We start from the raw sequence: 26,564 nt of genomic DNA, 5'->3' as shown, positions 1-26,564 counted from the left end.
CACCTTGTGTACCAGTTGCTGTTTGATCGTTATTTGGTTTTACTTGAGTGCCTTGATTAGTATTCCCAGGTGCAGTTGTACCAGGTTCAGTCACAGCTGGATTGTTTTCTTCAGGTTTCGGAGACACTTCTCCAGGTTTAGTAGCTCCGTTAATCTCGTCATTACCTTGTCCTGGTGTTACTGTTGCATTAGGTTGACCAGTTTGTTCTTCATTAGCATTTGGCGTACCAGTCACAGCTGGGTCATTATTAGGTTTTACTTGAGTACCATCATTAGGTGTGTTCTCAGTATTACCTGTTTGACCACTTGGTTTTTGATTTCCAGTTTCACCAGTTGTTGCTGTAGTACCTTGGTTACTTGTAGGTTTAATTTGTGTACCTTGATCGTCTGCTGTGTTTGGCTTACCGGTAGGCGTAGAATCTCCAGACGGTTTTACTTGTCCAGCTTGTGTTGCTGTAGTACCTCCTGATTGTGGTGAAGGTTGAGCGTGACTTTCATCAGCAGTATTAGGCGCTGGCGCAGTTTCTGTATCGGCACCTTCAGGTTTCGTTGCAGCAGGTTTACCACCAGCTTGTTCACCAGTAGTTACAGCAGGTTGGCCTTCTGTATTATGAGTACCAGCATCAGCTTGAGGTGTATCATGACCTTGGCTAGAAGCATCATTACCAGGTTGAGCTACTGAAGTACCTTGAGGTCCATTGGGTTGCGCGGCATCTTGACCAGTCGTTGACGTAGCTGGTTTACCACCATTTTGTTCCCCACTAGTACCAGCTGCAGTTACTGCATTATCTTGATTATGATTTTCACCACCAGCTTGTGGTGTATTCTCAGCACCAGGAGTACCAGCTTGAGGTGCATTATTTTCTTGATCAGCCGGATGTGTAATTGCAGCATTTTGGTCACCAGCATGATTTTCATTTGGTGCATCTTGACCTGTAGCACCAGGTTGACTTGCTGTATTGTGCGTATCCGCGCCTGCTTGTGGTCCTTCTTGTCCTTGATCTGCTCTAGCAGGCTGTCCACCTGTGTCAACTGTACCAGTAGTTACTCTTTCGAATTCTTCAGCATGAGCTTGTGTTTGTCCGAAAAATAAGAATGATCCTACGATAATCGAAGCAGTGCCCACTGTGAATTTTCTAATTGCGTAATGATTTTTTCTAGTAGGGAAATCTTTTGAAAATTTACTAGATTTTTTCATAATGTAATCTCTCCTTTGAATGTAGTTGTCTCAGTTGCGTTTGAGATTTTTTAAACTAGATTGAAATAAATCTATCTAAGTTTGTATTAGATGTCAATATATTAACATATTTTTCTAACTTCAAACAACTATATAAAATAATTATTGAATATTTTTTCTGTTTTCAAAACAATCATCATACGTGTTAAAATTAAAATCGCTTAAATGAAAGAACTACAAAATTGATTGATTTTCAAGGGACATATCAATTTTAAAGAATACATTATTATTGACTTTGAAAATGATACATATTCACTTACAATAGAATTATAAACTTTTGAAGATGGAGACATATTTTAATGGAACAAATTACTTCTGCTCAAAATAGTAAAATAAAAAATGCGAACAAATTAAAAAAGAAACGTGAAAGAGATAAAACAGGTCTTGCTTTAATAGAGGGGATTCATCTCATAGAAGAAGCTTATCAAAGTCAAATTGAAGTAATACAATTGTTTATCGTTGATCCCGATAGAATGTCATCTTCAATAGTTGATTATGCGAAAGAAGTGTATCAAATTAATCTAAAAGTTGCTGAAGCACTTTCCGGAACTGTTACACCTCAAGGTTTCTTTGCCATTATAAAAAAACCAACTTATGATAAGACACAAGCCAAACAAGTGTTATTAATTGACCGTATTCAAGATCCTGGTAATCTAGGAACTTTAATTAGGACAGCTGATGCTGCTGGATTAGATTTGATAGTTATGGAGAAGGGGACGGCTGACCCTTTTCAAGATAAGGTGATACGTGCTAGTCAAGGAAGTATTTTTCATATACCAGTCATTTTTGATGACATCAATAATTATATTCATCAATTTAATGGTCCAGTGTATGGTACGGCACTTGAAAACGCAGTGAGCTTCAATGATGTTGAAGCGCAAGCCAATTTTGCGCTTGTATTAGGTAATGAAGGAGAGGGTGTCAACCCAGATTTATTAAAAGAAACAACGCAAAATCTTACTATTCCTATTTATGGCAAAGCTGAGAGTTTAAATGTAGCTATTGCTGGAAGTATCTTAATGTATCAGCTGAAAGGTTGACCTTTGATGTTATCATCGACTATAATAATGAATGAAATTTCAAAATTACTATCGCTTTAACATATTAATAATAACCTATAAAAAGACATAAATTATTTAGAAAGTTGAAAAGGGAGAATGATCGAGACTGAAAGTCATTCCAACTTGTAATAATTTTTTCATCTTTTTGGTAACTTAAAGAAATTTAAGTCGGAATAGTCATTCCGTTATCAATAGATTTACAAGTGTATGCGCATGCATAAATTTGGGTGGTACCACGGAAAGCTTTCGTCCCTTTTGAACAGGGGATGAAAGCTTTTTTGTTATTAACAAGTGGCGGTATTGATTTGTAAATAATTGAAGGGACTATATAAGGAGGAATTCAGTCATGACTCAAAATGATCTAATGTCTGAGTTGAAGCAACAAGCTTTAGTTGATATTAATGAAGCAAATGATGCGCAATCGTTACAAGAAGTAAAGGTGAAATATTTAGGTAAAAAAGGTTCTGTTAGCGCTTTAATGAAAAATATGAAAGATTTACCTAATGAAGAAAAACCTGCGTATGGTCAAAAGGTAAATGAATTAAGACAAACTATTCAGAGTGAATTAGATGAAAGACAAAAGCTAATCAAAGAAGAGAAATTAAATCAACAGCTTTCTGAAGAAACAATTGATGTCACATTGCCAAGTCGTCATATTGAAATAGGATCAAAGCATCCTTTAACACGTACAGTTGAAGAGATTGAAGACTTGTTCTTAGGGTTAGGTTATGAAATTGTTGATGGTTATGAAGTTGAACAGGATTATTATAATTTTGAAGCTTTAAATTTACCTAAATCGCATCCAGCACGTGATATGCAAGATAGCTTTTATATCACAGAAGAAATTTTAATGCGTACACATACTTCACCAGTACAAGCACGTACTATGGAAAAACGTAAAGGACAAGGACCAGTCAAAATTATTTGTCCTGGTAAAGTTTATCGACGTGACTCAGATGATGCAACGCATAGCCACCAATTTACACAAATTGAAGGTTTAGTAGTTGATAAAAATATTAAAATGAGCGATTTAAAAGGGACTTTAGAGTTAGTTGCCAAAAAATTATTCGGTGCAGATCGTGAGATTCGTTTACGCCCAAGTTATTTCCCGTTTACTGAACCATCAGTTGAAGTAGATGTATCATGTTTCAAATGTAAAGGACAGGGTTGTAATGTTTGTAAACACACAGGTTGGATTGAAATTTTAGGAGCAGGCATGGTTCACCCAAATGTATTAGAAATGGCCGGATTCGATTCTAAGGAATATTCTGGCTTCGCATTTGGTATGGGACCAGATCGAATTGCAATGTTAAAGTATGGTATTGAAGATATTCGTCACTTTTATACCAATGATGTCCGTTTCTTAGATCAATTTAAAGCTGTAGAAGATAGAGGTGAACAATAATGTTAATTTCAAACGAATGGCTAAAAGATTATGTGAATGTTGACCAGTCAGTTCAAGCGTTAGCAGAGAGAATTACAAGAACTGGAATTGAAGTCGATGATATTATTGACTATACAAAAGATATAAAAAAATTAGTAGTTGGACATGTCTTGTCGAAGACGCCACATCCCAATGCCGATAAATTAAATATTTGTCAAGTAGACTTAGGTGAAGAAGAACCAATTCAAATTGTTTGTGGTGCACCAAATGTAGATGAAGGGCAACATGTGATTGTTGCTAAAGTTGGTGGTCGTTTACCTGGTGGAGTTAAAATTAAACGTGCCAAATTACGTGGCGAACGCTCTGAAGGTATGATTTGCTCATTACAAGAAATAGGTATTTCAAGTCATGTAACTCCTAAAAATTATGAGTCAGGTATATATGTATTTCCAGAAGCAGTAAAACCTGGAACAGATGCGCTAGAAGCACTATATCTTAATGACCAAGTGATGGAATTTGATTTAACACCTAATCGTGCTGATGCATTAAGTATGATAGGTACTGCGTATGAAGTCGCAGCTTTATATCAAACTAAAATGAATAAACCTCAGTTAACAAGCAATGAAAGTCAAGAGTCTGCTAAAGATGAACTAACAATAGAAGTTAAAAACGAAGATAAAGTACCTTACTATAGTGCACGTGTTGTTCATGACGTGACTATTGGTCCTTCTCCAGTATGGATGCAGTTCCGATTAATTAAAGCGGGAATACGTCCAATTAATAATGTGGTAGATATTTCCAATTATGTACTTTTAGAATATGGCCAACCTCTACACATGTTTGATCAAGAGCAAATTGGTTCGCAATCTATTGAAGTTAGACAGGCTAAAAAAGATGAGACAATGAGAACTTTAGATGGTGAAGAACGTCGATTGTTAGATACTGACATTGTCATTACAAATGGGAAAGACCCTATAGCATTAGGAGGTGTTATGGGAGGAGATTTCTCTGAAGTCACTGAACAAACACGACATGTTGTAGTAGAAGGGGCTATCTTTGATCCTGTATCTATTCGACATACATCACGCCGTTTAAATTTAAGAAGCGAATCATCGAGTCGATTTGAAAAGGGGATTGCAACTGAATTCGTCGATGAAGCTGTAGACAGAGCTTGTTATTTACTTGAAACATATGCTTCAGCAACAGTTTTAAAAGATCGAATTTCATATGGAGATTTAGGATCATTTGTGACTCCAATAAAAATCACTGCTGACAAAGTTAACCGTACAATTGGTTTTAATTTAACTGATGAAGAAATCATTGATATTTTTGAGCAATTAGGATTTAAAACTGAAAATAAAAATGGTGACATTATCGTGAATGTTCCATCAAGACGTAAAGATATTTCTATTAAAGAAGATTTAATAGAAGAAGTAGCACGTATATATGGATACGATGACATACCATCAACGCTACCTGTATTTAAAGATGTTACAAGTGGAGAACTAACAGATCGACAGTTTAAAACGCGTACTGTTAAAGAAACACTTGAGGGCGCTGGGCTAGACCAAGCTATTACTTATTCATTGGTATCAAAAAATCATGCTACAGATTTTGCATTACAAAATCGTTCTACAATTGAATTACTTATGCCTATGAGTGAAGCACATTCCACATTACGTCAAAGTTTATTGCCGCATTTAATTGATGCAGTATCATACAATGTTGCTCGTAAAAATACAAATGTTAAGTTATATGAAATCGGACGTGTCTTCTTTGGTAACGGTGAAGGTGAGTTACCAGATGAAGTAGAATACTTGAGCGGTATATTAACTGGAGACTTTGTTAATAACAAATGGCAAGGCAAGAAAGAGCCCGTTGATTTCTATTTAACTAAGGGTATTGTTGAACGTGTTGCTGAAAAGCTTAATCTTCAATTCGATTTTAGAGCTGGTCAAATAGATGGGTTACATCCAGGAAGAACAGCAATTGTGTCACTTAATGGTAAAGATATTGGCTTCATAGGTGAGCTACACCCTACGTTGGCTGCTAACAATGATTTAAAGCGCACGTATGTATTTGAACTTAATTATGATGCAATGATGGAAGTTTCTGTAGGATATATTAATTATGAGCCTATACCTAGATTTCCAGGTGTAACACGTGATATTGCATTAGAAGTTAATCATGAAGTTACTTCATCTGAATTGTTATCCATTATTCATGAGAATGGTGAAGATATTTTAAATGATACACTCGTATTTGATGTATACGAGGGTGAACATTTAGAAAAAGGGAAAAAATCTATTGCAATTAGACTTAGTTATCTAGATACAGAAAACACACTTACCGATGAACGTGTAAATGCTGTGCATGATAAAATTTTAGAAGCACTTAAAAAGCATGGTGCTATTATTAGATAATTATCATAAAGGACTTACGCATTAGTAATAAATACTAGTGCGTAAGTCCTTTTATTTATTGTATTTTTGATTTATTAGATGAATTGCCTTATCTCTGTTTTTAAAATGTTTTTTTGAAATAGTATCAAGTTGTTGAATATCATATTTTTGAATGACTTTAGCGGCAATTAAATCTACTTTATTACTTGCGCCTTTTGGGATTTCCATATGTAGTTTTTTAGAGATGTGGTCCATGTGTTTAACAAATGCATAGCGAGAAATAATGCTTGCTGTCGCGATTGCTAGTGATTTAGACTCACCTTTTGTTTCAAATTTTGTTTTGTCAGGAAAAGGTAATGCTGATAATGCGTAATGTTGATAAACTTCTCGTTTTGCAAATTGATCAATAACAATATAATCCAGTTGATCTTGCTCAATTTTTTGAATCACATTTTTGATAGCCTCATTATGTAAGACAGCTTTCATTTTAACTTGAGACCATCCTAGACTTTGTCGTTCGTTATACTTAACATTATCTAATGTTAATAAAGAATGCGGGATAAAGGTAATGAGCTGTTCTGCAAGATCGACGATTTTAGTATCGTTTAGTTTTTTTGAATCATCTACACCAAGTTCTTTTAAGATTTTGATATGTGATTGGCTCACATAAGCTGCACACACAGTCAATGGACCAAAATAGTCGCCACTGCCTGCTTCATCGCTACCAATACAATGAAAATGATTATATTGAATACTAGTTGTATTTGATGATGTATGTTTGCCAGTTGTTGATTGCTTATCTGGTAGCAATTGACTCACTACTTGCTCAGCATTCTTACCTTGAAACATTACTTTGCCAGAACTATAGATATTGATAACAGTATTTTGATATCTCGTACGAGCTTTCATACCTTGAGGCAACTTCGTCGTCTCAAAAGTAGTTTGAGCCATCAATGATTGAATTTCTTTTGACGTGAGTTTGTATACTACATTTCCCATTAATTGAATCCTCTCTTTTTTGTACTCTTTTATATTTTATCAAATTTTAATATTGAAGATAGTCTTAAATGATATTGTTGAATATGTCATCTGTATTATCTTTTAATAACAGACGTTTACATTGGTATTTACACTCATGTATAATATTTGATGATAAGTAAAATTATGTAAAATACTACAATTTACAATTTAATAAATTGGAATTTGAATAATTGTTTAAGTTAAAATCATTTTAATCCAAGGTCAGGAGAAATTAGTATGGGTGAATTTAAAAATAGAATAAATGTTACGATTAATGATCAACATTTCACAATCATTGGCGAAGATAGCCCTGAACATATTCGTTATGTAGCACATCTTGTTGATGAAAAAATGCAAGAATTAGGTCAAAAATCAGCAGGTTTAGATACAACTCGAAAAGCGATTTTAACATCTGTGAATATTATGCATGAGAAAGTTATTTTAGAAGAAGAGAACAGACGATTACAGCAAGAAATAAATCAATTAAAACAAAGAGATGAATAAATGCTCATTGATATAGTTGTTCTTATTATTATTTGTTACTTTATAGTGATAGGGTTTCGTAGAGGTATTTGGTTATCGATATTGCACTTTGCTTCTTCAATTGTATCTTTATTTATTGCGTCACAATATTATCAATCTATTGCGCAACGTTTAGTTGTTTTTGTGCCATTTCCTAAAACAGTGGCGTTTGATATTGTCTATACTATACCTTATGATCATTTGCAATACAGATTTGAAAAAGTGATAGCATTTATTATAATATTTGGTATGTGTAAGCTTATTTTGTATCTAGTTGTTGTTACATTTGATAATATAATAACGTATAAAAAGATACATTTAGTAAGTCGGATATCGAGTGTCGTTTTGAGTATCATAGCGGTTTTTATATATTTACAAATTGGACTTTATTTATTATCGCTATATCCGCATTCATTTATACAGTACCAATTATCTCAATCGCTATTAAGTCGAGTTGTGATTGAACAAATTCCTTATTTATCACAATTTATTTTAAATTTATAAAGTAATGACATGAGGTCAGGACAAGTTCGAACGTTAATGTTATGTCCTGGTCTTCTTTTTATGGAGTGATATTGATGACAAAAAAAGATGTAATTCAATTATTAGAAAAAATAGCTATATATATGGAGCTAAAAGGAGAAAATACATTTAAAGTTTCAGCGTATAGAAAAGCTGCACAAAGTTTAGAGGTTGATGAGCGTACATTAGAAGAGATTGATGATGTAACAGAACTTAAAGGCATTGGAAAAGGCGTAGGAGAAGTTATTAATGAATTTAAAACAAAAGGTCAATCATCGACTCTTCAAGCACTTCAAGATGAAGTGCCTGAAGGGTTAGTGCCACTGTTGAAAATACAGGGATTAGGCAGTAAAAAAATAGCAAAACTATATCAAGAACTTCAAATTACTGATAAAGAAACACTTCAAAAAGCCTGTGAAGAAGGTAAAGTCAGTGCTTTAAACGGTTTTGCAAAAAAGACAGAGCAAAACATTTTAGAAGCAGTGAAGGCGATAGGTGCTAAAAAGGATCGTTATCCTATAGAGCTAATGAGAGGTCTCAACCAAGAAATTGTAAAATTTATTGAACAGCTAGAAGGAGTTAAACAATATTCAACTGCTGGTAGTCTTAGAAGATATAAGGAAATGAGTAAAGATTTAGATTTCATAATTAGTACATCAGAGCCTAAAAAAGTTCAACAACAATTACTCCGTATTCCGAATAAAGTCAAAGATGTTGCTGTTGGGGATACTAAAATTTCTCTGGAATTAGCTTATGATGATGAGACGATTGGTGTTGATTTTAGATTGATAGAACCTGCTGCTTTTTACCATACTTTACAACACTTCACCGGTTCGAAGGATCATAATATTAGAATAAGACAATTAGCAAAAGCACGTGACGAAAAGGTTAGTGAGTATGGTATCGAACAACAAGATGGTAAGCTATTACAATTACAAAGTGAAGAAGCGATCTATCATCATTTTGGTGTAGATTGGATTGCGCCTGCCATGCGTGAAGACGGTAGTGAGTTTCATAAAGATCTGAGTCAAATCATTCAATTAGGTGACATCAATGGAGATTTGCATATGCACACAACATATAGTGATGGTACCTTTTCGATTAAAGAAATGATTGAGGCAAATATTGCAAAAGGTTATGAATTTATGGTCATTACAGATCACTCACAAAGTTTAAAAGTAGCTCGTGGATTACAAGTCGACCGTCTGCTAAGACAAAATGAAGAAATAAAGCAATTAAATGAAGAGTATAAGGAAATAGATATATATTCAGGAACAGAAATGGACATTCTACCTGATGGAACATTAGATTACGATGACGAAGTATTGGCACAGCTTGATTATGTTATCGCCGCTATTCATCAAAGCTTTAATCAATCTGAAGACGAAATCATGAAACGTTTGGAAACAGCATGTAGAAATCCATATGTGCGTCACATTGCTCATCCAACCGGCCGTATTATTGGACGTAGAAAAGGTTATAAAGCTAATATTGAAAAGTTAATGAATTTAGCCGAAGAAACAAATACAATTTTAGAGATTAACGCAAATCCACATCGTTTAGATTTAAATGCAGAAATCGTTCGTAAATATCCAAAGGTTAAGTTAACAATTAATACGGATGCTCATCATACAAATCATCTTGATTTCATGAAATATGGTGTTGCTACTGCACAAAAAGGATTTGTCAATAAAGAGAGGGTCATTAATACAATGACGAAGGAAGCCTTTCGCTCATTTGTTGAAACGAATAAATATAAGAAATAGAGGGATTGCATGAGACAAAAAACATTAGATGTCTTGGAATTTGAAAAGATTAAATCATTTGTGGCAGATGAAACTATAAGTGATCTAGGTCGTGAAAAAGTACAAGAGATGGCTCCCGCTAGTAATTTTGATACAGTAGAATTTCAAATGAATGAAACAGACGAAATTTCACAAATCTATAACAAGCATCGATTACCAAGTTTAAGTGGTCTAGCAAAAGTGTCTCCACTTGTTCATAGGGCCAGCATAGGAGGCGTTTTAAATGTGGCAGAATTAAACAGAATTAAACGCCTAGTTCAAGTGCAAAATCAATTTAAAACATTTTACAATCAAATGCTAGAAGAAGATGAAGAGGTTAAGTATCCTATACTGCATGATAAAATGAATCATCTACCGATACTTACAGATTTATTTAAAGAAATTAATGAAACATGTGATGCACACGATTTATTTGACCATGCAAGTTATACTTTACAAAGTATTAGAAGTGAAATTTCAAGAACAAACCAACGAATTCGTCAAAATTTAGATAGAATAGTGAAAAATCAAGGGAATCAAAAAAAACTATCTGATGCAATTGTAACAGTAAGAAATGATCGCAATGTTATTCCGGTGAAAGCTGAATATAGACAAGATTTCAATGGTATTGTTCATGATCAATCGGCATCAGGACAAACACTATATATTGAACCGAATTCTGTTGTAGAGATGAATAATCAAATCAGTCGTTTGCGTAATGATGAAGCAGTTGAACGTGAACGTATATTGACTGAATTGACGGGATTTGTTTCGGCGGAAGCTGACGCATTACTCATTGCTGAATCGGTTATGGGTCAAATTGATTTTTTAATTGCTAAAGCTCGTTATGCGCGCACTATAAAAGGGACAAAACCTACATTTAAAGAGGATCGAACGATATATTTACCTAATGCATTTCACCCTTTATTAGACAAAGATACTGTTGTAGCAAATACAATTGAATTTATTGACGATGTAGAAACAGTCATAATTACTGGACCAAACACGGGTGGTAAGACTGTTACTTTAAAAACACTAGGATTGATAATTGTCATGGCACAATCAGGATTGTTAATTCCTACACTGGATGGAAGTCAATTAAGTATCTTTGAAAATGTATATTGTGATATTGGAGATGAACAATCTATAGAACAATCATTATCAACATTTTCATCTCACATGAAAAATATAGTAGAAATATTACAAGATGCAGATCAAAATAGTCTCATTTTATTTGATGAACTAGGCGCAGGTACAGATCCAAGTGAAGGTGCGGCACTCGCAATGAGTATCTTAGATTATGTACGCCGTTTAGGGTCTTTAGTTATGGCAACAACACATTACCCTGAATTAAAAGCTTATAGTTATAATCGTGAAGGTGTCATGAATGCAAGTGTTGAATTTGACGTTGAAACACTGAGCCCGACTTATAAATTATTAATGGGTGTTCCAGGGAGATCTAATGCCTTTGATATATCGAAAAAACTTGGTCTAAGTCTCAACATCATTAATAAAGCTAAGACAATGATAGGGACAGACGAGCAAGAGATCAATGCCATGATTGAATCATTAGAACAAAATTCAAAACGTGTTGATCAACAACGTATAGAATTAGATCGACTTGTGAGGGAAGCACAGCAAACCCACGATGCTTTGTCTAAACAATACCAACAGTATCAAAATTATGAGAAATCATTGATGGATGAAGCTAAAGAAAAAGCTAATCAGCGTGTGAAATCTGCGACTAAAGAAGCGGACGAAATTCTTAAAGAACTTAGAAATCTAAGAGATCATAAGGGCGCTGAGGTAAAAGAACATGAATTAATTGATAAAAAGAAACAACTTGATGATCAATATGAGGTAAAATCAATTAAGCAACATGTTCAAAAGAAAAAGTATGATACGATTCATACTGGAGATGAAGTGAAAGTTCTATCTTACGGTCAAAAAGGTGAAGTGCTTGAACTTGTAGGTGACGAAGAAGCAGTTGTACAAATGGGAATCATTAAAATGAAATTACCTATTGAAGATTTAGAAAAAACGAAAAAGAAAAAAGAAAAACCTACAAAAATGGTAACAAGACAAAATAGACAAACTATTAAAACAAAACTAGATTTAAGAGGATATCGTTACGAAGAAGCTTTAAATGAATTAGATCAATATCTTGATCAGGCGGTTTTAAGCAATTACGAACAAGTATATATTATTCATGGTAAAGGTACGGGGGCACTTCAAAAAGGTGTTCAACAACATTTAAAAAAACATAAAAGCGTTAGACAATTTAGGGGAGGTATGCCTAGTGAAGGTGGATTTGGTGTCACTGTGGCAGAACTCAAGTAACCTTTAGATATGAGTAATGTGACTATATCTGAATAATTAAATGAACGATTTTATAGAACTCAGTATTAAAAATATTTAATAACAGTGCTTAACTTAAAGTATAAAGTTTAACGAAAGGACAAGGGCGCACATTACCATAATAACTAATGTGTTAAGTCGCTCTAAACTCGCTATGTTTGTTAAGAGCATCTATAATGCAAAGGTGATTAATCTCTGTTATAATTTGTTCATCATTGAAAATTAAGGAGGATTGGCATTATGGCAATCGTAAAAGTAACTGATTCTGATTTTGATAGCAAAATTGAATCTGGTGTTAAATTAGTTGATTTCTGGGCGACTTGGTGTGGACCTTGTAAAATGATTGCACCAGTTTTAGAAGAACTAGCAGGAGACTATGATGGTAAAGCTGACATCTTAAAATTAGATGTTGATGAAAACCCATCAACTGCAGCGAAATATGAAGTAATGAGTATCCCAACTTTAATTGTATTTAAAGATGGCGAACCAGTTGATAAAGTTGTAGGTTTCCAACCTAAAGAAAACTTAGCAGAAGTATTAGATAAACATCTATAAGATTAACATAAATAAAGACTGGGGCATTACATTGAGTAATTGCTCCAGCTTTATTTTGTTTTCATTAATTAATTTGATAATGGAAAGGAGGAGCCCTTTGGAGGAATATCAAAAGAAAATAAAAGAAAAATTAAACGTAGTCCCTTTAGAGCCGGGTTGTTACTTAATGAAAGATAGAAATGATCAGGTTATATATGTGGGGAAGGCAAAACGTTTAAGAAATCGTCTACGTTCTTATTTTACGGGCGCACATGATGCTAAAACAACCCGTTTAGTTGGAGAAATACGTAACTTTGAATTTATCGTGACATCAAGTGAGACAGAATCGCTACTGCTAGAGCTTAATCTTATAAAACAGTATCAACCCCGATATAATATTTTATTAAAAGATGATAAAAGTTATCCTTTTATTAAAATTACCAAAGAAAAGCACCCACGATTACTTGTTACTCGTACTGTAAAAAAGAATTCAGGTAAATACTTTGGTCCATATCCTAATGCGTATTCTGCACAAGAAACAAAGAAATTACTTGATCGTATCTATCCATTTAGAAAATGCGATAATATGCCAGATAAGCTGTGTCTTTATTACCATATTGGACAATGCATGGGACCGTGTGTCTATGATGTTGATTTAGAGAAGTATGCTCAAATGACAAAAGAAATTACGGACTTTCTAAATGGGGAAGATAAAACAATTTTGAATCATTTAGAAGACCGCATGAATAAAGCGAGTGAACAGTTAGATTTTGAACAAGCAAAAGAATATAGGGATATGATTCAACACATTCACAATTTAACTAAAAAACAAAAGATTATGTCTTCGGATAATACAATTAGAGATGTTTTTGGTTATAGTGTTTCTAAAGGCTGGATGTGTGTTCAAGTCTTCTTCGTTAGACAAGGTAATATGATAAAACGTGATGCTACAATGATACCAATACAACAAACAGAGGAAGAAGAATTTTATACTTTTATAGGTCAATTTTATAGTTTAAATCAGCATCTAATACCTAAAGAAGTTCATGTACCTAAAAATCTTGATAAGGATATCATTCAGTCGGTAGTAGATACTAAGATTGTTCAACCAGTACGAGGAGCTAAAAAAGACATGATTAATTTAGCGAATCACAATGCTGAAGTGCAACTCGATAATAAATTTGAATTAATTGCTAGAGATGAGTCAAGAACCATCAAAGCAATTGAAGAACTAGGAGAGCGTATGGGTATCCAAACACCAATAAGAATTGAAGCTTTTGATAATTCAAATATTCAAGGTGTTGATCCAGTTTCAGCAATGGTTACATTTGTAGATGGCAAACCTCATAAAAAAGATTATCGAAAATATAAGATTAAAACAGTGGAAGGACCTGATGATTATAAATCTATGAGAGAGGTCGTTCGTAGACGCTATACTCGTGTACTTAACGAGGGGCTACCTCTACCAGATTTAATAATAGTTGATGGTGGGAAAGGTCATATGAATGGTGTGATGGATGTACTCGAAAATGAACTTGGGCTAGATATACCAGTTGCTGGTTTACAAAAAAATGATAAACACCAAACATCTGAACTACTTTATGGAGCAAGTGCTGAAATAGTACCTTTAAAAAAGAATAGTCAAGCATTTTATCTATTACACCGCATACAAGATGAGGTTCATCGATTTGCAATTACATTCCACCGACAAACACGTCAAAAAACAGGTCTGAAATCTGTTCTTGATGACATTGATGGTATTGGAACTAAGAGAAAAACTTCATTATTACGTACGTTTGGATCGATTAAGAAAATGAAAGAAGCGTCTTTTGATGAATTAAGACAAGCAGGATTGCCTGAAAAGGTTGCTAAAAACCTTCAAAACGCGTTACAAAACAAATAATTATTAAAAAGTGGGCATGAGAATCATTCTCATGCCCAAAAATTGTGAAATTAATGTTACAATGTACGTATCAAAAGCTAATTTTTTTAAAGTTGTATGGAAGCGTTTTCTAAATGAGAAAAGTTATCACTTCATGTTAATTGTCACAACTAATAGATTTCCAAATCTTTAAACTTACTGCTCAATGACTGGCTTTTTACTTTTTTAAGTCCTACTTGTGTATAGGTCGATATTAATTGTAAAGACAAGTACTAAATAAAAAAGTAAATCAACGCTGGTCTTTTATGTAAAACTTTAGGGCATTTTGCATACAAGTTTCTAAGAATTAGCAATTTAAATTATAAGTTTCACAGGGGGGACTCTTTTTGGCTCAATCAAAGAATGAATTTTACCTTAGAAGATTACATTCGTTATTAGGGGTTATTCCGATAGGTGCATTTTTAATTGTGCACTTAATGGTAAACCATCAAGCAACGCAAGGTGCTGAAGCTTTTAATAGAGCGTCAGGATTTATGGAATCTTTACCATTCCTTATTGTGATGGAATTTATACTTATTTATATACCATTGTTATACCATGGTTTGTTCGGTTTACACATCGCTTTCACTGCTAAGGAGAACATCGGGCATTACTCATTATTTAGAAACTGGATGTTTTTCTTCCAACGTGTAAGTGGTATTTTAGCATTTATTTTTATTGCAATGCACTTATGGCAAACACGTTTGCAAAAAGCTTTTTATGGTAAATCTGTGGACTATAATCTAATGCATGAAACATTACAACATCCGTTATGGGCAATCTTTTACATTATTTGTGTCATTGCTGTTGTTTTCCATTTTGCTAATGGTTTATGGTCATTTTGTGTAACATGGGGCTTTTTACAATCTAAAAAATCTCAACGTGTTTTTACTTGGATTTCACTCATAGTATTTTTAGTGATTTCTTATATTGGTGTTGCAGCCGTTATTGCGTTTATATAAATATATGAATTTTCGTTTTGAAATAAGTGAGTATAGATAAATTTACTACTAAGAAATTATGAAACGTTAAAAATTAACTGTTTCGTAGTTAGTTTATATCTAAAAATTAAAAGTAGGGCTTGAGATTTAAATATTCAGGGGAGTGACATTTCTATGGCAGAGAAAAAAATTATTGTTGTCGGTGGAGGACTAGCCGGTCTGATGTCAACAATTAAAGCGGCAGAACAAGGTGCACATGTAGATTTATTTTCCATTGTACCGGTAAAGCGTTCGCACTCTGTTTGTGCACAAGGTGGCATAAATGGTGCTGTTAATACTAAAGGTGAGGGAGATTCACCGTGGATTCACTTTGATGATACTGTTTATGGCGGAGACTTCCTGGCTAATCAACCACCAGTCAAAGCAATGGCTGATGCTGCACCTAAAATCATCCATCTGTTAGATCGTATGGGGGTTATGTTTAACAGAACGAAAGAAGGCTTATTAGACTTTAGACGTTTTGGCGGCACACTACATCATAGAACAGCATTTGCTGGCGCAACGACAGGTCAACAGTTACTTTATGCACTAGATGAGCAGGTTCGCTCATTTGAGGTGGATGGTTTAGTAACTAAATACGAAGGATGGGAATTTCTAGGTATTGTTAAAGACGAAGAAGATGCTGCAAGAGGTATTGTCGCTCAAAATATGACAACATCAGAAATTCAATCATTCGGCTCAGATGCTGTCATCATGGCAACAGGTGGTCCTGGTATTATCTTTGGTAAAACGACTAACTCAATGATTAATACTGGTTCAGCGGCGTCCATCGTTTATCAGCAAGGTGCGATTTATGCAAATGGTGAATTCATTCAAATACATCCGACTGCGATTCCAGGTGATGACAAATTACGTCTTATGAGTGAATCAGCTCGCGGTGAAGGTGGCCGTATTTGGACGTATAAAGATGGTAAACCTTGGTACTTCTTAGAAGAAAAATATCCAGACTATGGTAACTTAGTTCCACGCGATATAGCGACACGTGAAATTTTCGATGTTTGTATTAACCAAAAGTTAGGCATCAATGGAGAAAACATGGTTTACCTTGATTTATCTCATAAAGATCCACACGAATTAGATGTTAAATTAGGTGGTATTATTGAAATTTATGAAAAATTCACAGGTGATGATCCACGTAAAGTTCCAATGAAGATTTTCCCAGCAGTACATTATTCAATGGGTGGTTTATACGTAGATTATGATCAAATGACTAATATTAAAGGGTTATTTGCAGCTGGAGAATGCGATTTCTCACAACATGGTGGTAACCGTTTAGGTGCTAATTCTTTACTTTCAGCTATTTATGGAGGTACAGTAGCAGGGCCTAACGCTATCAAATATGTTGAAAATGTTGAAAAATCGTATACAGATCTAGATGACAGTATTTTCGAAGCTCGTGTTAAAGAAGAGAAAGAAAAATTTGATCATTTATTAAATATGCGTGGTACTGAAAATGCTTATAAACTTCACCGTGAATTAGGTGAAATTATGACAGCTAACGTAACTGTGGTTCGTGAAAATGAAAAGTTACTTGAAACAGATAAAAAAATTCAAGAACTTATGAAACGTTATGAAGATATTGATATGGAAGATACGCAAACATGGAGCAACCAAGCAGTATTCTTCACACGACAATTATGGAATATGTTGGTTCTTGCTCGTGTGATTACGATTGGTGCGTATAATCGTAACGAATCTAGAGGTGCACATTACAAACCTGAATTCCCAGAACGTAATGATGAAGAATGGTTAAAAACAACCATGGCTCGTTATAAAGGTAGAAGTGAAAAGCCAGAATTTACTTATGAGCCAGTAGATGTAAGTTTAATTCCACCTCGTAAGCGTGACTACACAAGTAAGTCTAAAGGAGGTAATAAATAATGGCTGATCAATCATTAAAAGAAACTCCAAAAACTCAAAGTAATCCACAAACTCAAGTACAAGGTCAAAATCAACAACCAAAACAAAAAACAGTAAAATTGATAATTAAACGTCAAGATAATAGCGAATCAAAACCTTATGAAGAATCATTTGAAATTCCTTATAAGGAAAATTTAAACGTAATCGCATGTTTGATGGAAATCAGACGAAATCCAGTCAACTCTAAAGGTGAAAAAACGACACCAGTCACATGGGATATGAATTGCCTCGAAGAAGTATGTGGCGCTTGTTCAATGGTAATCAACGGCCGTGCACGACAATCATGTTCAGCTATTGTTGATCAATTAGAACAACCTATTCGTCTTGAACCTATGAGTACTTTCCCTGTCATTCGAGATTTACAAGTTGATCGCTCAAGAATGTTCGATAACTTAAAACGAATGAAAGCATGGATTCCTATTGATGGAACATATGACTTAGGACCTGGACCACGTATGCCAGAGAAAAAACGTCAAACTGCATATGAGTTGTCTAAATGTATGACTTGTGGTGTATGTTTAGAAGTATGTCCAAATGTCACAAAAAACAATAAATTTGTTGGTGCACAAGCCATTTCTCAAGTACGTTTGTTCGATTTACATCCAACAGGTTCTATGACTAAAGATGAGCGTTTAGATGCATTGATGAGTGCAGGTGGACTGCAAGAATGTGGTAATTCTCAAAACTGTGTGAATGCATGTCCTAAAGGTATACCATTGACAACGTCAATTGCCGCAATGAATAGAGAAACCTCTTTCCATATGTTTAAATCATTCTTTGGTTCAGACCATCAAGTAGATTAATATAGCTTATAGTGACCAAGGCAACTTCGCCTTGGTCATTTTTTGCTGATTGTAGAATAAAGATAGGAATTTCACTTTACAAGAACTATAAACGTAAATATCTACAGTTATATGATACTGTGATACAATGTAAGGTAATTGTAAAAATAAGGGTGAAGAAGTATGAATAAACCTATTGGAGTCATTGATTCAGGTGTTGGTGGTCTTACTGTTGCTAAAGAAATTATGAGACAGTTACCAAATGAAACTATTTATTATTTAGGTGATATAGCACGTTGTCCATATGGTCCAAGACCAGGAGAAGAAGTTAAAAAATTCACAACGGAACTAGCTCAAAAATTGATGGAATTTGATATAAAAATGCTGGTTATTGCTTGCAATACTGCTACGGCAGTTGCGTTAGATTATTTACAAAACATATTACCTATTCCTGTCATTGGTGTTATCGAACCTGGAGCAAGAACTGCGATAATGACTACTAAAAATCAAAATGTATTAGTTTTAGGAACCGAAGGAACAATTAAATCAGAAGCGTATCGCACACATATAAAAAAGATAAATCCAAATGTGAATGTCTATAGTGTTGCATGCCCGGGCTTTGTTCCTCTAGTTGAACAAATGCGCTATAAAGACCCTACAATCACTAATATTGTGATTCATCAAACGTTGAAGCAATGGAGAAACAGTGATGCGGACACGGTTATTTTAGGATGTACACACTATCCGTTGTTATATCAGCCTGTTTATGAATATTTTAGTGGTACTAAAACAGTTATCTCATCTGGCTTAGAAACAGCAAGAGAAGTAAGTGCATTACTCACGTTTAGCAATGAGCATGCCAGTTACACAGAACATCCCCAACATCGATTTTTTGCGACTGGTGACACCACACATATTAAAAATATTATTGATGAATGGTTAAATATGAAAGTTGAAGTCAAAAGAATAACTGTAAATGATTCATAGAAGGAGAGAATGATATGGAAGATATTGTTATTGCAACTAATAATCAAGGTAAGATAAACGATTTTAAAGCTATTTTTAAAAATCAACATGTTATTGTAATTTCTGAGTTGATTGAAGATTTTGATGTAGAAGAAACAGGTGCCACATTTGAAGAAAACGCTAAGTTAAAATCCGAAGCGGCAGCACATGCATTAAATAAGCGTGTCATTGCAGATGATAGTGGACTTGAAGTGTTCGCATTAAATGGGGAACCAGGCGTATATTCAGCGCGCTATGCAGGATTAGGTAAGAATGATGAAGATAATATTGAAAAGTTGTTAACGAACTTAGAAGATGTTCAAGACCGTCGTGCTCAATTTGTTTGTGTGATTAGTATGAGTGCGCCTAATGAAAAAACAAAAACATTTAAAGGAACAGTTTCCGGAGTGATAACAACTGAACGACATGGAAAAAATGGTTTTGGTTATGATCCAATATTTTTCGTTCCAGAATTAAATAAAACGATGGCGGAAATTACAAATGATGAAAAGGGTAAAATCAGTCATCGTGGAAATGCTATTCTATTGTTAAAAGAATATTTAGAGGGTGAACAACATGTCTAAGTGGATTATTCTTAGTGATAATCACAAAGAAACAGGTATCTTATATCATATTTATGATCTACATAAAGATGCAGATAAATTTTTACATTTAGGGGATTCTGAATTTAGTTATAATGACACAGAACTTAGTTTGTATCAGCGTGTGAAAGGTAATTGTGATTTTTATCCAGAGTTTTTAGAAGAAGCAATCACTGAAGAAAACGGAGTCCGTGCCTTTTATACTCATGGTCATCTTTATCAAGTAAACCAAACACGAATGAAACTTGCTGAAAAGGCAAAAGAATTAGGATGTTTGTTTGCCTTCTATGGACATACACATGTGGCAAAATATGAGCAAATAGGTGGCATCCATGTAATTAATCCTGGTAGTATTTCTCAATCACGTAGTCAAATCGAAGAAACTTTTGCTGAGCTCGTATACAAGGATGATGAAAATACTATCATTTTGAATTTTAGAAATAGAGAAAATCAGGTCATCGAAACAGTTAAGATTGAATATTAGACAGTTAGGAATAATAAGAGCAAAACTTTTATATAAAGAATAAACCTGGGACATTAAAATGTTTCAGGTTTATTAATGATGTGGTCATCGATGGCTAAGTTAAACTTACGTGATGTTTACGCCTTATTAAGTTTGCTCTTTTGTAATATATAGTGGGTTTTAATCTCTGTTGAATTATATTATTGTATTTTACATAATAAAAAAGGAGCCTCATTCAATGAGACTCCTTTTTTTATAGCGTCCTGGGAGGGATTCGAACCCCCGACCGATGGCTTAGAAGGCCATTGCTCTATCCAGCTGAGCTACCAGGACATTTTCAACACAAGAATTATTATATCTAAATATATGTCTTTTAGCAATAGGTACCTAATAAAAATTATTTATATTTTTCACTATAATAGAGGTTTTTATACATAAATGTTAATTTGATATAAAATCCTATATGTTTATATCAATAAAATAGAGTTCAATACAGTTGCGCATGCCTAACTGTTGTAAAACCTAAGAAAATTAACAGTTAGGAACTCTTAATTATTTAGTATGAAAAATGCAACAAATTGAGTCAAATTAACTTTATAGTAAAGGTAACAAAACGATAGAGATAACGAATCGCAATCGTATCCAATCGTTTTGGAGTTATTAACTCATTTAGGAGTGTTAATAATGAAATTATTTAACGCTTTTAAAGACATCTTAGAAGCAGCCATCACTAACGATGGCACTCAATTAGGGGCAAGTATTGTTAACATCATAGAAAGTAGCGTTGATATGGTGAATCGATTTTTGGGAAATTAGTTCATCATCAACGATCTCGCATAATAATAAAATTTATTTAAAGGAGTTTTGAATAATGGAACAATTATTTGACGCAATTAGAAGTGTAGTAGATGCAGGAATCAACCAAGATTGGTCTCAATTAGCTTCAGGCATCGCTGGTATTGTTGAAAATGGTATTAGTGTTATTTCTAAATTATTAGGTCAATAATTTAAAAATTAAAACTTTAAAATTTAAATAATTAATTAGGGAGAGATAAACATGTCAAAATTAGCAGAAGCTATTGCAAATACAGTAAAAGCAGCACAAGATCAAGATTGGACTAAATTAGGAACTAGTATCGTTGACATCGTAGAAAACGGCGTTAGCGTATTAGGTAAAATCTTCGGATTTTAATTAATCATAGTCTTTTAAAATATAAATTTAAATAATTAATTAGGGAGAGATAAACATGTCAAAATTAGCAGAAGCTATTGCAAATACAGTAAAAGCAGCACAAGATCAAGATTGGACTAAATTAGGAACTAGTATCGTTGACATCGTAGAAAGTGGCGTTAGCGTATTAGGTAAAATCTTCGGTTTCTAATACACGATTAATTATTGGCCAGAGCGAATGCTCTGGTCTTTTTTTGTGCCATTTTATTTGTTACTATTTTATTAAAAAAGATTGTTAATAAATAGGAGATTTGAATATGAAATTCAAAAATATATTATTTGATTTCGACGATACATTAGTGGATTTTTATGATGCTGAGAAAAAAGCGTTTTACAATTTAGCGCAGAAATATAATCATCAGCCAAGTCAACAGGATTTCGAACATTTTAGGAAAGTGAACCAAGCCCATTGGGAAGCATTTCAACAAAATAAATTGACTAAAGATGAAGTGCTGTCACAACGATTTATTAATTATTTTAATGACTATCATATTCATGTAAATGGAAAAGAAGCTGATGAGTGCTTTAGAGCTGAATTGGCAAAGGCACCGGTTAAATTATTTGATCATACATTAGAAGTTATACAACAATTAAAATTAAATCATTCTCTATATATAGTAACCAATGGTGTAACAGAAACACAGCTACGACGAATTGCTCAGACACAATTTAATGAAATATTTCAAGACGTCTTTATATCTGAACAAACTGGATTTCAAAAACCGATGACAGAGTTCTTCGATTTTGTTTTTGAACATATCGGAGAGAATAACAGGAATCAAACTCTGATTGTGGGAGATTCTTTAACGTCTGACATTTTAGGTGGTAAAAATGCTAATATATCAACATGTTGGTTTAATATCAGACAAAAAGAAAACCATACGTCTATTCAACCGGATTATATCATTAATGACTTATCAGAAATGGTTCACATTGTTGAGTGAATAGGAGAGAAAAAGACAATTGAAGAAGTATAAGTTGAGCCAACGCTTGTAAAATTTATCACTACAAGTGTTGGCTCAGTTTAATTGATATATTATTGTTACGACATTATGGATTCCATATTAGGATGTCGTGCCCTTCAGGATTTTTGGTTGCTACATCTTTAAAACCTTGTTTTAAAAAGAACGCTTTTGAGTTATTTCTAGCAATAGCTTTAATTGGTTTTTTATTTTCTTTAGCAAAGTTTAATAGTTGCTTAGCATATCCACGTCTTTGGTAAGTATCTAATACTTCTAATTTCCAAAGTAGAATATAGTCATTGCTATTAGGAAAATAAGTTTCTTCTACTTCCCCTTTATCAAGTAATGCCATTCTCGCAACTAATTTATTACCAACAAAAATTCCATAAAAAGGAGAATCGGAACTTGCATCAATCATTTGTCCCTTTAACTCCTCAATCATATATAGGTTCTTGTTACCAAATTCTCTGAAATCAGCGAAAAGCTCATCAGTTTTGTAATTGATTTGTAAATGTTTAACTTCACCCATATCGTTTCCCCCTTTGTTTCTTTATTTTATTATACCCTCTTTAAAATGCTTTTTCATTTAATAATCATACTTGGTTGTTTTGTCAAAAATTTAGATAAATTAATGTATAAGCCGTTAAATTGTCAATAAGAAATATAATCTTTATACTATATGAGGAATAGTGATAATGAAGGAGTAAAAACATGAAGTGTAATACGTTAAAGTTAACTGAACAGGATCAGTTCATTAATAAAATAAAAAATAGTGAATCTCAAATTACATCTTTTTATGAATATGATGCAGCGCAAAAAGAAAGCTTTGATAGAAGATTAAAAACACCTAATAACGGAAGGGAATTTCATTTATCACGAGTGATTAAATCTTACATGAATGAATTAAATTTAACACATCAGCAACTGAATAACATAGATGCTTTAGCTGATGGTGCAAAAGTAGTGATTGGTGGACAACAAGCTGGTCTTTTTGGGGGTCCACTGTATACGTTTCATAAGATTTTCTCAATTATAACTTTAAGTCGTCAACTTTCTGAGGAATACGATACGCCTATTGTACCTGTGTTTTGGATTGCTGGTGAGGACCATGATTTTGAAGAGGTAAATCATACGTATGCATTCAATAATAAAGAAACTACTTTGAAAAAAGTAAAGTATCATACGATGACACCACCAGATAGTAATGTTTCAAGATATACTCCTGATAAGAACGAATTAAAAGCATCATTAAATCACTTTTTTAAAGAAATAAAGGAAACTGTACATACTCAAGATGTTTATCAAATGTGCGTCAATATTATTAATCAATATGATTCATGGACTGATATTTTTAAGGGATTGATACATGAAGTGTTTAAGGATTATGGCATTCTACTCATTGATGCTCAATACCCTGAATTAAGACAGATGGAGAAACCGTTGTTTAAAGAGATATTAGAAAAGAGGGATCAAGTCGATCAATCTTTTCGTGAAACTCAGATACGAACAACTCAACAACAACTTCCATCAATGATACAAACAGAGACAAACACGCATTTGTTTATCCATGAAGACGGAATGAGACAGCTTTTAAATTTTGATGGCACTTATTTTAAACTGAATAAAACTGAGAAACGTTACACGAAACAAAATTTATTAGATATCATAGAAAGAGAGCCTGAAAGAATTTCTAATAATGTTGTTACACGTCCAGTTGTAGAGGAATGGTTGTTTAACACAGTAGCATTTATCGGAGGTCCAAGCGAAATCAAATATTGGGCAGAATTAAAAGGTGTCTTCGATACGTTAAATGTAGAAATGCCTATTGTTATGCCAAGATTAAGAATCACGTATTTATATGCTAGAACTAAAAAGTTATTAAAACAATATAATTTATCAATAGAGTCTGTCATTGCAAATGGAGTAGAACAGGAACGTCAACGTTTTGTTCGTGAAAAAGCGTCAAATAATTTTATAAATGAAGTAGAAGAAATGAAAACTCAGCAACAAGAACTTTATAATAATTTATTAACTTATGTGGAAAATAACTATGACAACCAACTTCTTTTAGAAAAAAATAATCAAATTCATCTCAATCAATACGATTATTTAATCAAACGATACCTACTGAATATTGAAAGAGAAAATGATATAAGTATGCGACAGTTTAGAGAAATCAGTGAAACACTCCATCCAATGGGTGGTCTACAAGAAAGAGTTTGGAATCCACTTCAAATTATGAATGATTTTGGGATAGATGTGTTCAGTCCCTCCACCTATCCACCACTTTCTTACTCGTTTGATCATTTGATTATAAAACCTTGATATGACAGTGTTTTTACCCGTTTTATCTTAAAGATAAAACGGGTTTTTTTGTGTTTGAGCAAATTATTTGCACCTTTTTTGTATAATTAGTGGAGGATAGTGGGGAGATGTGGTAAATTATAAATAAGGTGAGGTGATAAAAATGTTCATGGGAGAATTCGATCATCAATTGGATACAAAAGGACGTATGATTATACCGTCCAAGTTTCGTTATGATCTAAATGAACGTTTTATTATCACAAGAGGCCTTGATAAATGTTTATTTGGTTACACTCTAGAAGAGTGGCAGCAAATTGAAGAGAAGATGAAAACCTTACCTATGACAAAAAAAGACGCGCGTAAATTTATGCGTATGTTCTTCTCAGGTGCTGTAGAAGTAGAATTAGATAAACAAGGGCGTATTAATATTCCGCAAAATTTAAGAAAATACGCCAATTTAAGTAAGGAATGTACAGTAATTGGTGTTTCAAATCGTATTGAGATTTGGGACAGAGAAACTTGGAATGATTTCTATGATGAATCTGAAGAAAGTTTCGAAGACATTGCTGAAGATTTAATAGATTTTGATTTTTAAATGGAGGAATTTAAATGTTTCATCATGTGAGCGTCATGTTAAACGAAACCATTGATTATTTAAATATTAAAGAAGATGGTGTGTATGTTGACTGTACGTTAGGTGGAGCAGGACATGCCCTCTATTTACTTAATCAATTAAATGATAAAGGTAGACTTATTGCGATTGATCAAGATTTAACAGCCATAGAAAATGCGAAAGAAGTTTTAAAAGAACATTTGCACAAAGTCACTTTTGTTCATAACAACTTTCGAGAATTAACAAATATTTTAAATGAATTAGAAATTGATAAAGTAGATGGTATTTATTATGACTTAGGTGTTTCAAGTCCTCAATTGGATGTGCCTGAAAGAGGTTTCAGTTATCACAATGATGCGAAACTTGATATGCGAATGGATCAAACACAATCACTTTCTGCATATGAAGTAGTTAATCAATGGTCTTATGAAGCATTAGTTAAGATTTTCTATCGTTACGGCGAAGAGAAATTTTCTAAACAAATTGCACGTAGAATTGAAGCCCACCGAGAACAACAACCGATTGAAACAACTTTAGAACTAGTTGATGTCATTAAAGAAGGCATACCAGCGAAAGCAAGACGGAAAGGGGGACATCCTGCAAAACGCGTGTTCCAAGCTATTCGAATTGCTGTGAATGATGAGTTGTCAGCTTTTGAAGATTCAGTTGAGCAAGCCATTGAATGTGTGAAGGTCGGAGGTAGAATATCAGTAATTACTTTCCACTCTTTGGAAGATCGTTTGTGTAAACAAATTTTCCAAGAGTTTGAGAAAGGTCCAGATGTACCAAGAGGTCTACCTGTTATTCCTGAAGCATATACACCTAAGTTAAAACGAGTGAATCGCAAACCGATTACCGCTACTGATGACGATTTAAACGAAAACAATCGAGCACGTAGCGCCAAGTTACGCGTAGCAGAAATATTAAAATAAGGAG

Annotated in this window: 26 protein-coding genes, 1 tRNA gene and 1 pseudogene; 24 read left to right on the top strand and 4 right to left on the bottom strand. The window is 33.6% G+C overall.

The window, feature by feature from the left end; genetic code table 11:
• The coding region (locus tag HMPREF2897_RS00460) for a YSIRK-type signal peptide-containing protein (RefSeq protein ID WP_141751270.1) at positions 1–1,198 on the bottom strand (1,198 nt) is incomplete at its 3' end.
• Positions 1,199–1,536: 338 nt separating this feature from the next.
• On the opposite strand from HMPREF2897_RS00460, the gene HMPREF2897_RS00455 reads away from it, so the two are divergent.
• The 3 genes from HMPREF2897_RS00455 to pheT all read left to right on the top strand — a co-directional run bounded on the left by HMPREF2897_RS00455 (position 1,537) and on the right by pheT (position 6,105).
• The gene (locus tag HMPREF2897_RS00455; protein ID WP_002457423.1) at positions 1,537–2,277 is read left to right on the top strand and encodes a TrmH family RNA methyltransferase; all 741 of its coding nucleotides are present in this window, start codon (positions 1,537–1,539) and stop codon (positions 2,275–2,277) included.
• Positions 2,278–2,644: 367 nt separating this feature from the next.
• On the top strand, positions 2,645–3,703 hold the full coding sequence (gene pheS, locus HMPREF2897_RS00450) for a phenylalanine--tRNA ligase subunit alpha (protein ID WP_070592423.1): 1,059 nt from the start codon (positions 2,645–2,647) through the stop codon (positions 3,701–3,703).
• Positions 3,703–6,105: a phenylalanine--tRNA ligase subunit beta gene (pheT, locus tag HMPREF2897_RS00445; protein ID WP_002475930.1), complete on the top strand. Its 2,403-nt coding sequence runs from the start codon at positions 3,703–3,705 to the stop codon at positions 6,103–6,105. The genes pheS and pheT overlap by 1 nt, the downstream gene beginning before the upstream one ends.
• A 51-nt stretch (positions 6,106–6,156) precedes the next feature.
• Here pheT and rnhC read toward each other — a convergent pair whose 3' ends face one another.
• Positions 6,157–7,083: a ribonuclease HIII gene (rnhC, locus tag HMPREF2897_RS00440; RefSeq protein ID WP_070592421.1), complete on the bottom strand. Its 927-nt coding sequence runs from the start codon at positions 7,081–7,083 to the stop codon at positions 6,157–6,159.
• 258 nt (positions 7,084–7,341) lie between these two features.
• Here rnhC and zapA point away from each other — a divergent pair, with 258 nt between their 5' ends.
• The 13 genes and pseudogenes from zapA (at position 7,342) to HMPREF2897_RS00380 (ending at position 20,539) form a co-directional block, all read left to right on the top strand.
• Complete coding sequence (zapA, locus tag HMPREF2897_RS00435) at positions 7,342–7,608, top strand: cell division protein ZapA (RefSeq protein WP_001830081.1); 267 nt, start codon at positions 7,342–7,344, stop codon at positions 7,606–7,608.
• Positions 7,609–8,130, top strand: a complete 522-nt coding sequence (locus HMPREF2897_RS00430) for a CvpA family protein (protein ID WP_002490497.1) — start codon at positions 7,609–7,611, stop codon at positions 8,128–8,130.
• Between the two features lie 74 nt (positions 8,131–8,204).
• Positions 8,205–9,914, top strand: coding sequence for a DNA polymerase/3'-5' exonuclease PolX (polX, locus tag HMPREF2897_RS00425; RefSeq protein ID WP_070592420.1), 1,710 nt, complete (start codon positions 8,205–8,207; stop codon positions 9,912–9,914).
• A gap of 9 nt (positions 9,915–9,923) precedes the next feature.
• Positions 9,924–12,272 carry an endonuclease MutS2 gene (locus HMPREF2897_RS00420; protein ID WP_070592418.1) on the top strand — a complete coding sequence of 783 codons (2,349 nt, stop codon included), beginning with the start codon at positions 9,924–9,926 and terminating at the stop codon, positions 12,270–12,272.
• Between the two features lie 258 nt (positions 12,273–12,530).
• On the top strand, positions 12,531–12,845 hold the full coding sequence (trxA, locus tag HMPREF2897_RS00415; RefSeq protein ID WP_001830148.1) for a thioredoxin: 315 nt from the start codon (positions 12,531–12,533) through the stop codon (positions 12,843–12,845).
• A 97-nt stretch (positions 12,846–12,942) separates the two neighbouring features.
• Entirely contained in the window at positions 12,943–14,727 is a 1,785-nt protein-coding gene (gene uvrC, locus HMPREF2897_RS00410) for an excinuclease ABC subunit UvrC (RefSeq protein ID WP_002457416.1), read from the top strand.
• A 31-nt stretch (positions 14,728–14,758) separates the two neighbouring features.
• Positions 14,759–14,952, top strand: a pseudogene (locus HMPREF2897_RS13065) (hypothetical protein).
• Positions 14,953–15,092: 140 nt separating this feature from the next.
• On the top strand, positions 15,093–15,707 hold the full coding sequence (locus tag HMPREF2897_RS00405) for a succinate dehydrogenase cytochrome b558 subunit (RefSeq protein ID WP_002457415.1): 615 nt from the start codon (positions 15,093–15,095) through the stop codon (positions 15,705–15,707).
• Between the two features lie 153 nt (positions 15,708–15,860).
• Positions 15,861–17,627, top strand: coding sequence for a succinate dehydrogenase flavoprotein subunit (gene sdhA / locus HMPREF2897_RS00400; RefSeq protein WP_002446213.1), 1,767 nt, complete (start codon positions 15,861–15,863; stop codon positions 17,625–17,627).
• Positions 17,627–18,469, top strand: a complete 843-nt coding sequence (sdhB, locus tag HMPREF2897_RS00395) for a succinate dehydrogenase iron-sulfur subunit (protein ID WP_002446214.1) — start codon at positions 17,627–17,629, stop codon at positions 18,467–18,469. Before sdhA ends, sdhB begins: the two co-directional genes overlap by 1 nt.
• Positions 18,470–18,631: 162 nt before the next feature.
• Positions 18,632–19,435, top strand: a complete 804-nt coding sequence (racE, locus tag HMPREF2897_RS00390; RefSeq protein ID WP_070592417.1) for a glutamate racemase — start codon at positions 18,632–18,634, stop codon at positions 19,433–19,435.
• 14 nt (positions 19,436–19,449) lie between these two features.
• Positions 19,450–20,037, top strand: coding sequence for an XTP/dITP diphosphatase (locus HMPREF2897_RS00385; protein ID WP_070592415.1), 588 nt, complete (start codon positions 19,450–19,452; stop codon positions 20,035–20,037).
• Positions 20,030–20,539, top strand: a complete 510-nt coding sequence (locus HMPREF2897_RS00380; RefSeq protein WP_002475918.1) for a YfcE family phosphodiesterase — start codon at positions 20,030–20,032, stop codon at positions 20,537–20,539. Before HMPREF2897_RS00385 ends, HMPREF2897_RS00380 begins: the two co-directional genes overlap by 8 nt.
• A 238-nt stretch (positions 20,540–20,777) precedes the next feature.
• On the opposite strand, the gene HMPREF2897_RS00375 is transcribed toward HMPREF2897_RS00380, so the two are convergent.
• Positions 20,778–20,851, bottom strand: a tRNA-Arg gene (locus HMPREF2897_RS00375).
• Between the two features lie 351 nt (positions 20,852–21,202).
• Between HMPREF2897_RS00375 and HMPREF2897_RS00370 the strand changes: the two genes are divergently transcribed.
• The 5 genes from HMPREF2897_RS00370 to HMPREF2897_RS00350 all read left to right on the top strand — a co-directional run bounded on the left by HMPREF2897_RS00370 (position 21,203) and on the right by HMPREF2897_RS00350 (position 22,693).
• The gene (locus HMPREF2897_RS00370) at positions 21,203–21,334 is read left to right on the top strand and encodes a beta-class phenol-soluble modulin (protein WP_001830076.1); all 132 of its coding nucleotides are present in this window, start codon (positions 21,203–21,205) and stop codon (positions 21,332–21,334) included.
• 55 nt (positions 21,335–21,389) lie between these two features.
• Entirely contained in the window at positions 21,390–21,524 is a 135-nt protein-coding gene (locus tag HMPREF2897_RS00365; protein ID WP_002446218.1) for a beta-class phenol-soluble modulin, read from the top strand.
• Between the two features lie 51 nt (positions 21,525–21,575).
• A complete protein-coding gene (locus tag HMPREF2897_RS00360) occupies positions 21,576–21,710 on the top strand; it encodes a beta-class phenol-soluble modulin (RefSeq protein ID WP_070592413.1) in 135 nt (44 codons plus the stop codon).
• A 55-nt stretch (positions 21,711–21,765) separates the two neighbouring features.
• On the top strand, positions 21,766–21,900 hold the full coding sequence (locus HMPREF2897_RS00355) for a beta-class phenol-soluble modulin (RefSeq protein WP_001830095.1): 135 nt from the start codon (positions 21,766–21,768) through the stop codon (positions 21,898–21,900).
• Positions 21,901–22,006: 106 nt separating this feature from the next.
• Positions 22,007–22,693 (top strand): YjjG family noncanonical pyrimidine nucleotidase, encoded by a 687-nt coding sequence (locus HMPREF2897_RS00350; RefSeq protein ID WP_002475936.1) that lies wholly within the window; start codon positions 22,007–22,009, stop codon positions 22,691–22,693.
• A gap of 106 nt (positions 22,694–22,799) precedes the next feature.
• Here the strand turns inward: HMPREF2897_RS00350 and HMPREF2897_RS00345 are convergent, their stop codons facing one another.
• Complete coding sequence (locus HMPREF2897_RS00345) at positions 22,800–23,240, bottom strand: N-acetyltransferase (RefSeq protein ID WP_002457412.1); 441 nt, start codon at positions 23,238–23,240, stop codon at positions 22,800–22,802.
• A gap of 182 nt (positions 23,241–23,422) precedes the next feature.
• Here HMPREF2897_RS00345 and bshC point away from each other — a divergent pair, with 182 nt between their 5' ends.
• The 3 genes from bshC to rsmH all read left to right on the top strand — a co-directional run bounded on the left by bshC (position 23,423) and on the right by rsmH (position 26,560).
• A complete protein-coding gene (gene bshC / locus HMPREF2897_RS00340) occupies positions 23,423–25,036 on the top strand; it encodes a bacillithiol biosynthesis cysteine-adding enzyme BshC (protein ID WP_002490490.1) in 1,614 nt (537 codons plus the stop codon).
• A gap of 142 nt (positions 25,037–25,178) precedes the next feature.
• Complete coding sequence (gene mraZ / locus HMPREF2897_RS00335; RefSeq protein ID WP_001830185.1) at positions 25,179–25,610, top strand: division/cell wall cluster transcriptional repressor MraZ; 432 nt, start codon at positions 25,179–25,181, stop codon at positions 25,608–25,610.
• Positions 25,611–25,624: 14 nt separating this feature from the next.
• Positions 25,625–26,560 (top strand): 16S rRNA (cytosine(1402)-N(4))-methyltransferase RsmH, encoded by a 936-nt coding sequence (gene rsmH, locus HMPREF2897_RS00330; RefSeq protein WP_002446223.1) that lies wholly within the window; start codon positions 25,625–25,627, stop codon positions 26,558–26,560.
• The last annotated feature ends 4 nt before the right edge of the window (positions 26,561–26,564 follow it).

The sequence above is a fragment of the Staphylococcus sp. HMSC065D05 genome, assembly GCF_001813195.1.
GTDB classification, from domain to species: Bacteria; Bacillota; Bacilli; order Staphylococcales; family Staphylococcaceae; genus Staphylococcus; species Staphylococcus epidermidis.
This window is presented reverse-complemented; position numbering and strand designations above follow the sequence as displayed.

Excerpts from the sequence above, each read along its gene's own strand:
- HMPREF2897_RS00455 (WP_002457423.1), top strand. The coding sequence starts at position 1,537 with ATGGAACAAATTACTTCTGCTCAAAATAGTAAAATAAAAAATGCGAAC.
- pheS (WP_070592423.1), top strand. The coding sequence starts at position 2,645 with ATGACTCAAAATGATCTAATGTCTGAGTTGAAGCAACAAGCTTTAGTT.
- pheT (WP_002475930.1), top strand. The coding sequence starts at position 3,703 with ATGTTAATTTCAAACGAATGGCTAAAAGATTATGTGAATGTTGACCAG.
- rnhC (WP_070592421.1), bottom strand. The coding sequence starts at position 7,083 with ATGGGAAATGTAGTATACAAACTCACGTCAAAAGAAATTCAATCATTG.
- zapA (WP_001830081.1), top strand. The coding sequence starts at position 7,342 with ATGGGTGAATTTAAAAATAGAATAAATGTTACGATTAATGATCAACAT.
- HMPREF2897_RS00430 (WP_002490497.1), top strand. The coding sequence starts at position 7,609 with ATGCTCATTGATATAGTTGTTCTTATTATTATTTGTTACTTTATAGTG.
- polX (WP_070592420.1), top strand. The coding sequence starts at position 8,205 with ATGACAAAAAAAGATGTAATTCAATTATTAGAAAAAATAGCTATATAT.
- HMPREF2897_RS00420 (WP_070592418.1), top strand. The coding sequence starts at position 9,924 with ATGAGACAAAAAACATTAGATGTCTTGGAATTTGAAAAGATTAAATCA.
- trxA (WP_001830148.1), top strand. The coding sequence starts at position 12,531 with ATGGCAATCGTAAAAGTAACTGATTCTGATTTTGATAGCAAAATTGAA.
- sdhA (WP_002446213.1), top strand. The coding sequence starts at position 15,861 with ATGGCAGAGAAAAAAATTATTGTTGTCGGTGGAGGACTAGCCGGTCTG.
- sdhB (WP_002446214.1), top strand. The coding sequence starts at position 17,627 with ATGGCTGATCAATCATTAAAAGAAACTCCAAAAACTCAAAGTAATCCA.
- racE (WP_070592417.1), top strand. The coding sequence starts at position 18,632 with ATGAATAAACCTATTGGAGTCATTGATTCAGGTGTTGGTGGTCTTACT.
- HMPREF2897_RS00385 (WP_070592415.1), top strand. The coding sequence starts at position 19,450 with ATGGAAGATATTGTTATTGCAACTAATAATCAAGGTAAGATAAACGAT.
- HMPREF2897_RS00380 (WP_002475918.1), top strand. The coding sequence starts at position 20,030 with ATGTCTAAGTGGATTATTCTTAGTGATAATCACAAAGAAACAGGTATC.
- HMPREF2897_RS00370 (WP_001830076.1), top strand. The coding sequence starts at position 21,203 with ATGAAATTATTTAACGCTTTTAAAGACATCTTAGAAGCAGCCATCACT.
- HMPREF2897_RS00365 (WP_002446218.1), top strand. The coding sequence starts at position 21,390 with ATGGAACAATTATTTGACGCAATTAGAAGTGTAGTAGATGCAGGAATC.
- HMPREF2897_RS00360 (WP_070592413.1), top strand. The coding sequence starts at position 21,576 with ATGTCAAAATTAGCAGAAGCTATTGCAAATACAGTAAAAGCAGCACAA.
- HMPREF2897_RS00355 (WP_001830095.1), top strand. The coding sequence starts at position 21,766 with ATGTCAAAATTAGCAGAAGCTATTGCAAATACAGTAAAAGCAGCACAA.
- HMPREF2897_RS00350 (WP_002475936.1), top strand. The coding sequence starts at position 22,007 with ATGAAATTCAAAAATATATTATTTGATTTCGACGATACATTAGTGGAT.
- HMPREF2897_RS00345 (WP_002457412.1), bottom strand. The coding sequence starts at position 23,240 with ATGGGTGAAGTTAAACATTTACAAATCAATTACAAAACTGATGAGCTT.
- bshC (WP_002490490.1), top strand. The coding sequence starts at position 23,423 with ATGAAGTGTAATACGTTAAAGTTAACTGAACAGGATCAGTTCATTAAT.
- mraZ (WP_001830185.1), top strand. The coding sequence starts at position 25,179 with ATGTTCATGGGAGAATTCGATCATCAATTGGATACAAAAGGACGTATG.
- rsmH (WP_002446223.1), top strand. The coding sequence starts at position 25,625 with ATGTTTCATCATGTGAGCGTCATGTTAAACGAAACCATTGATTATTTA.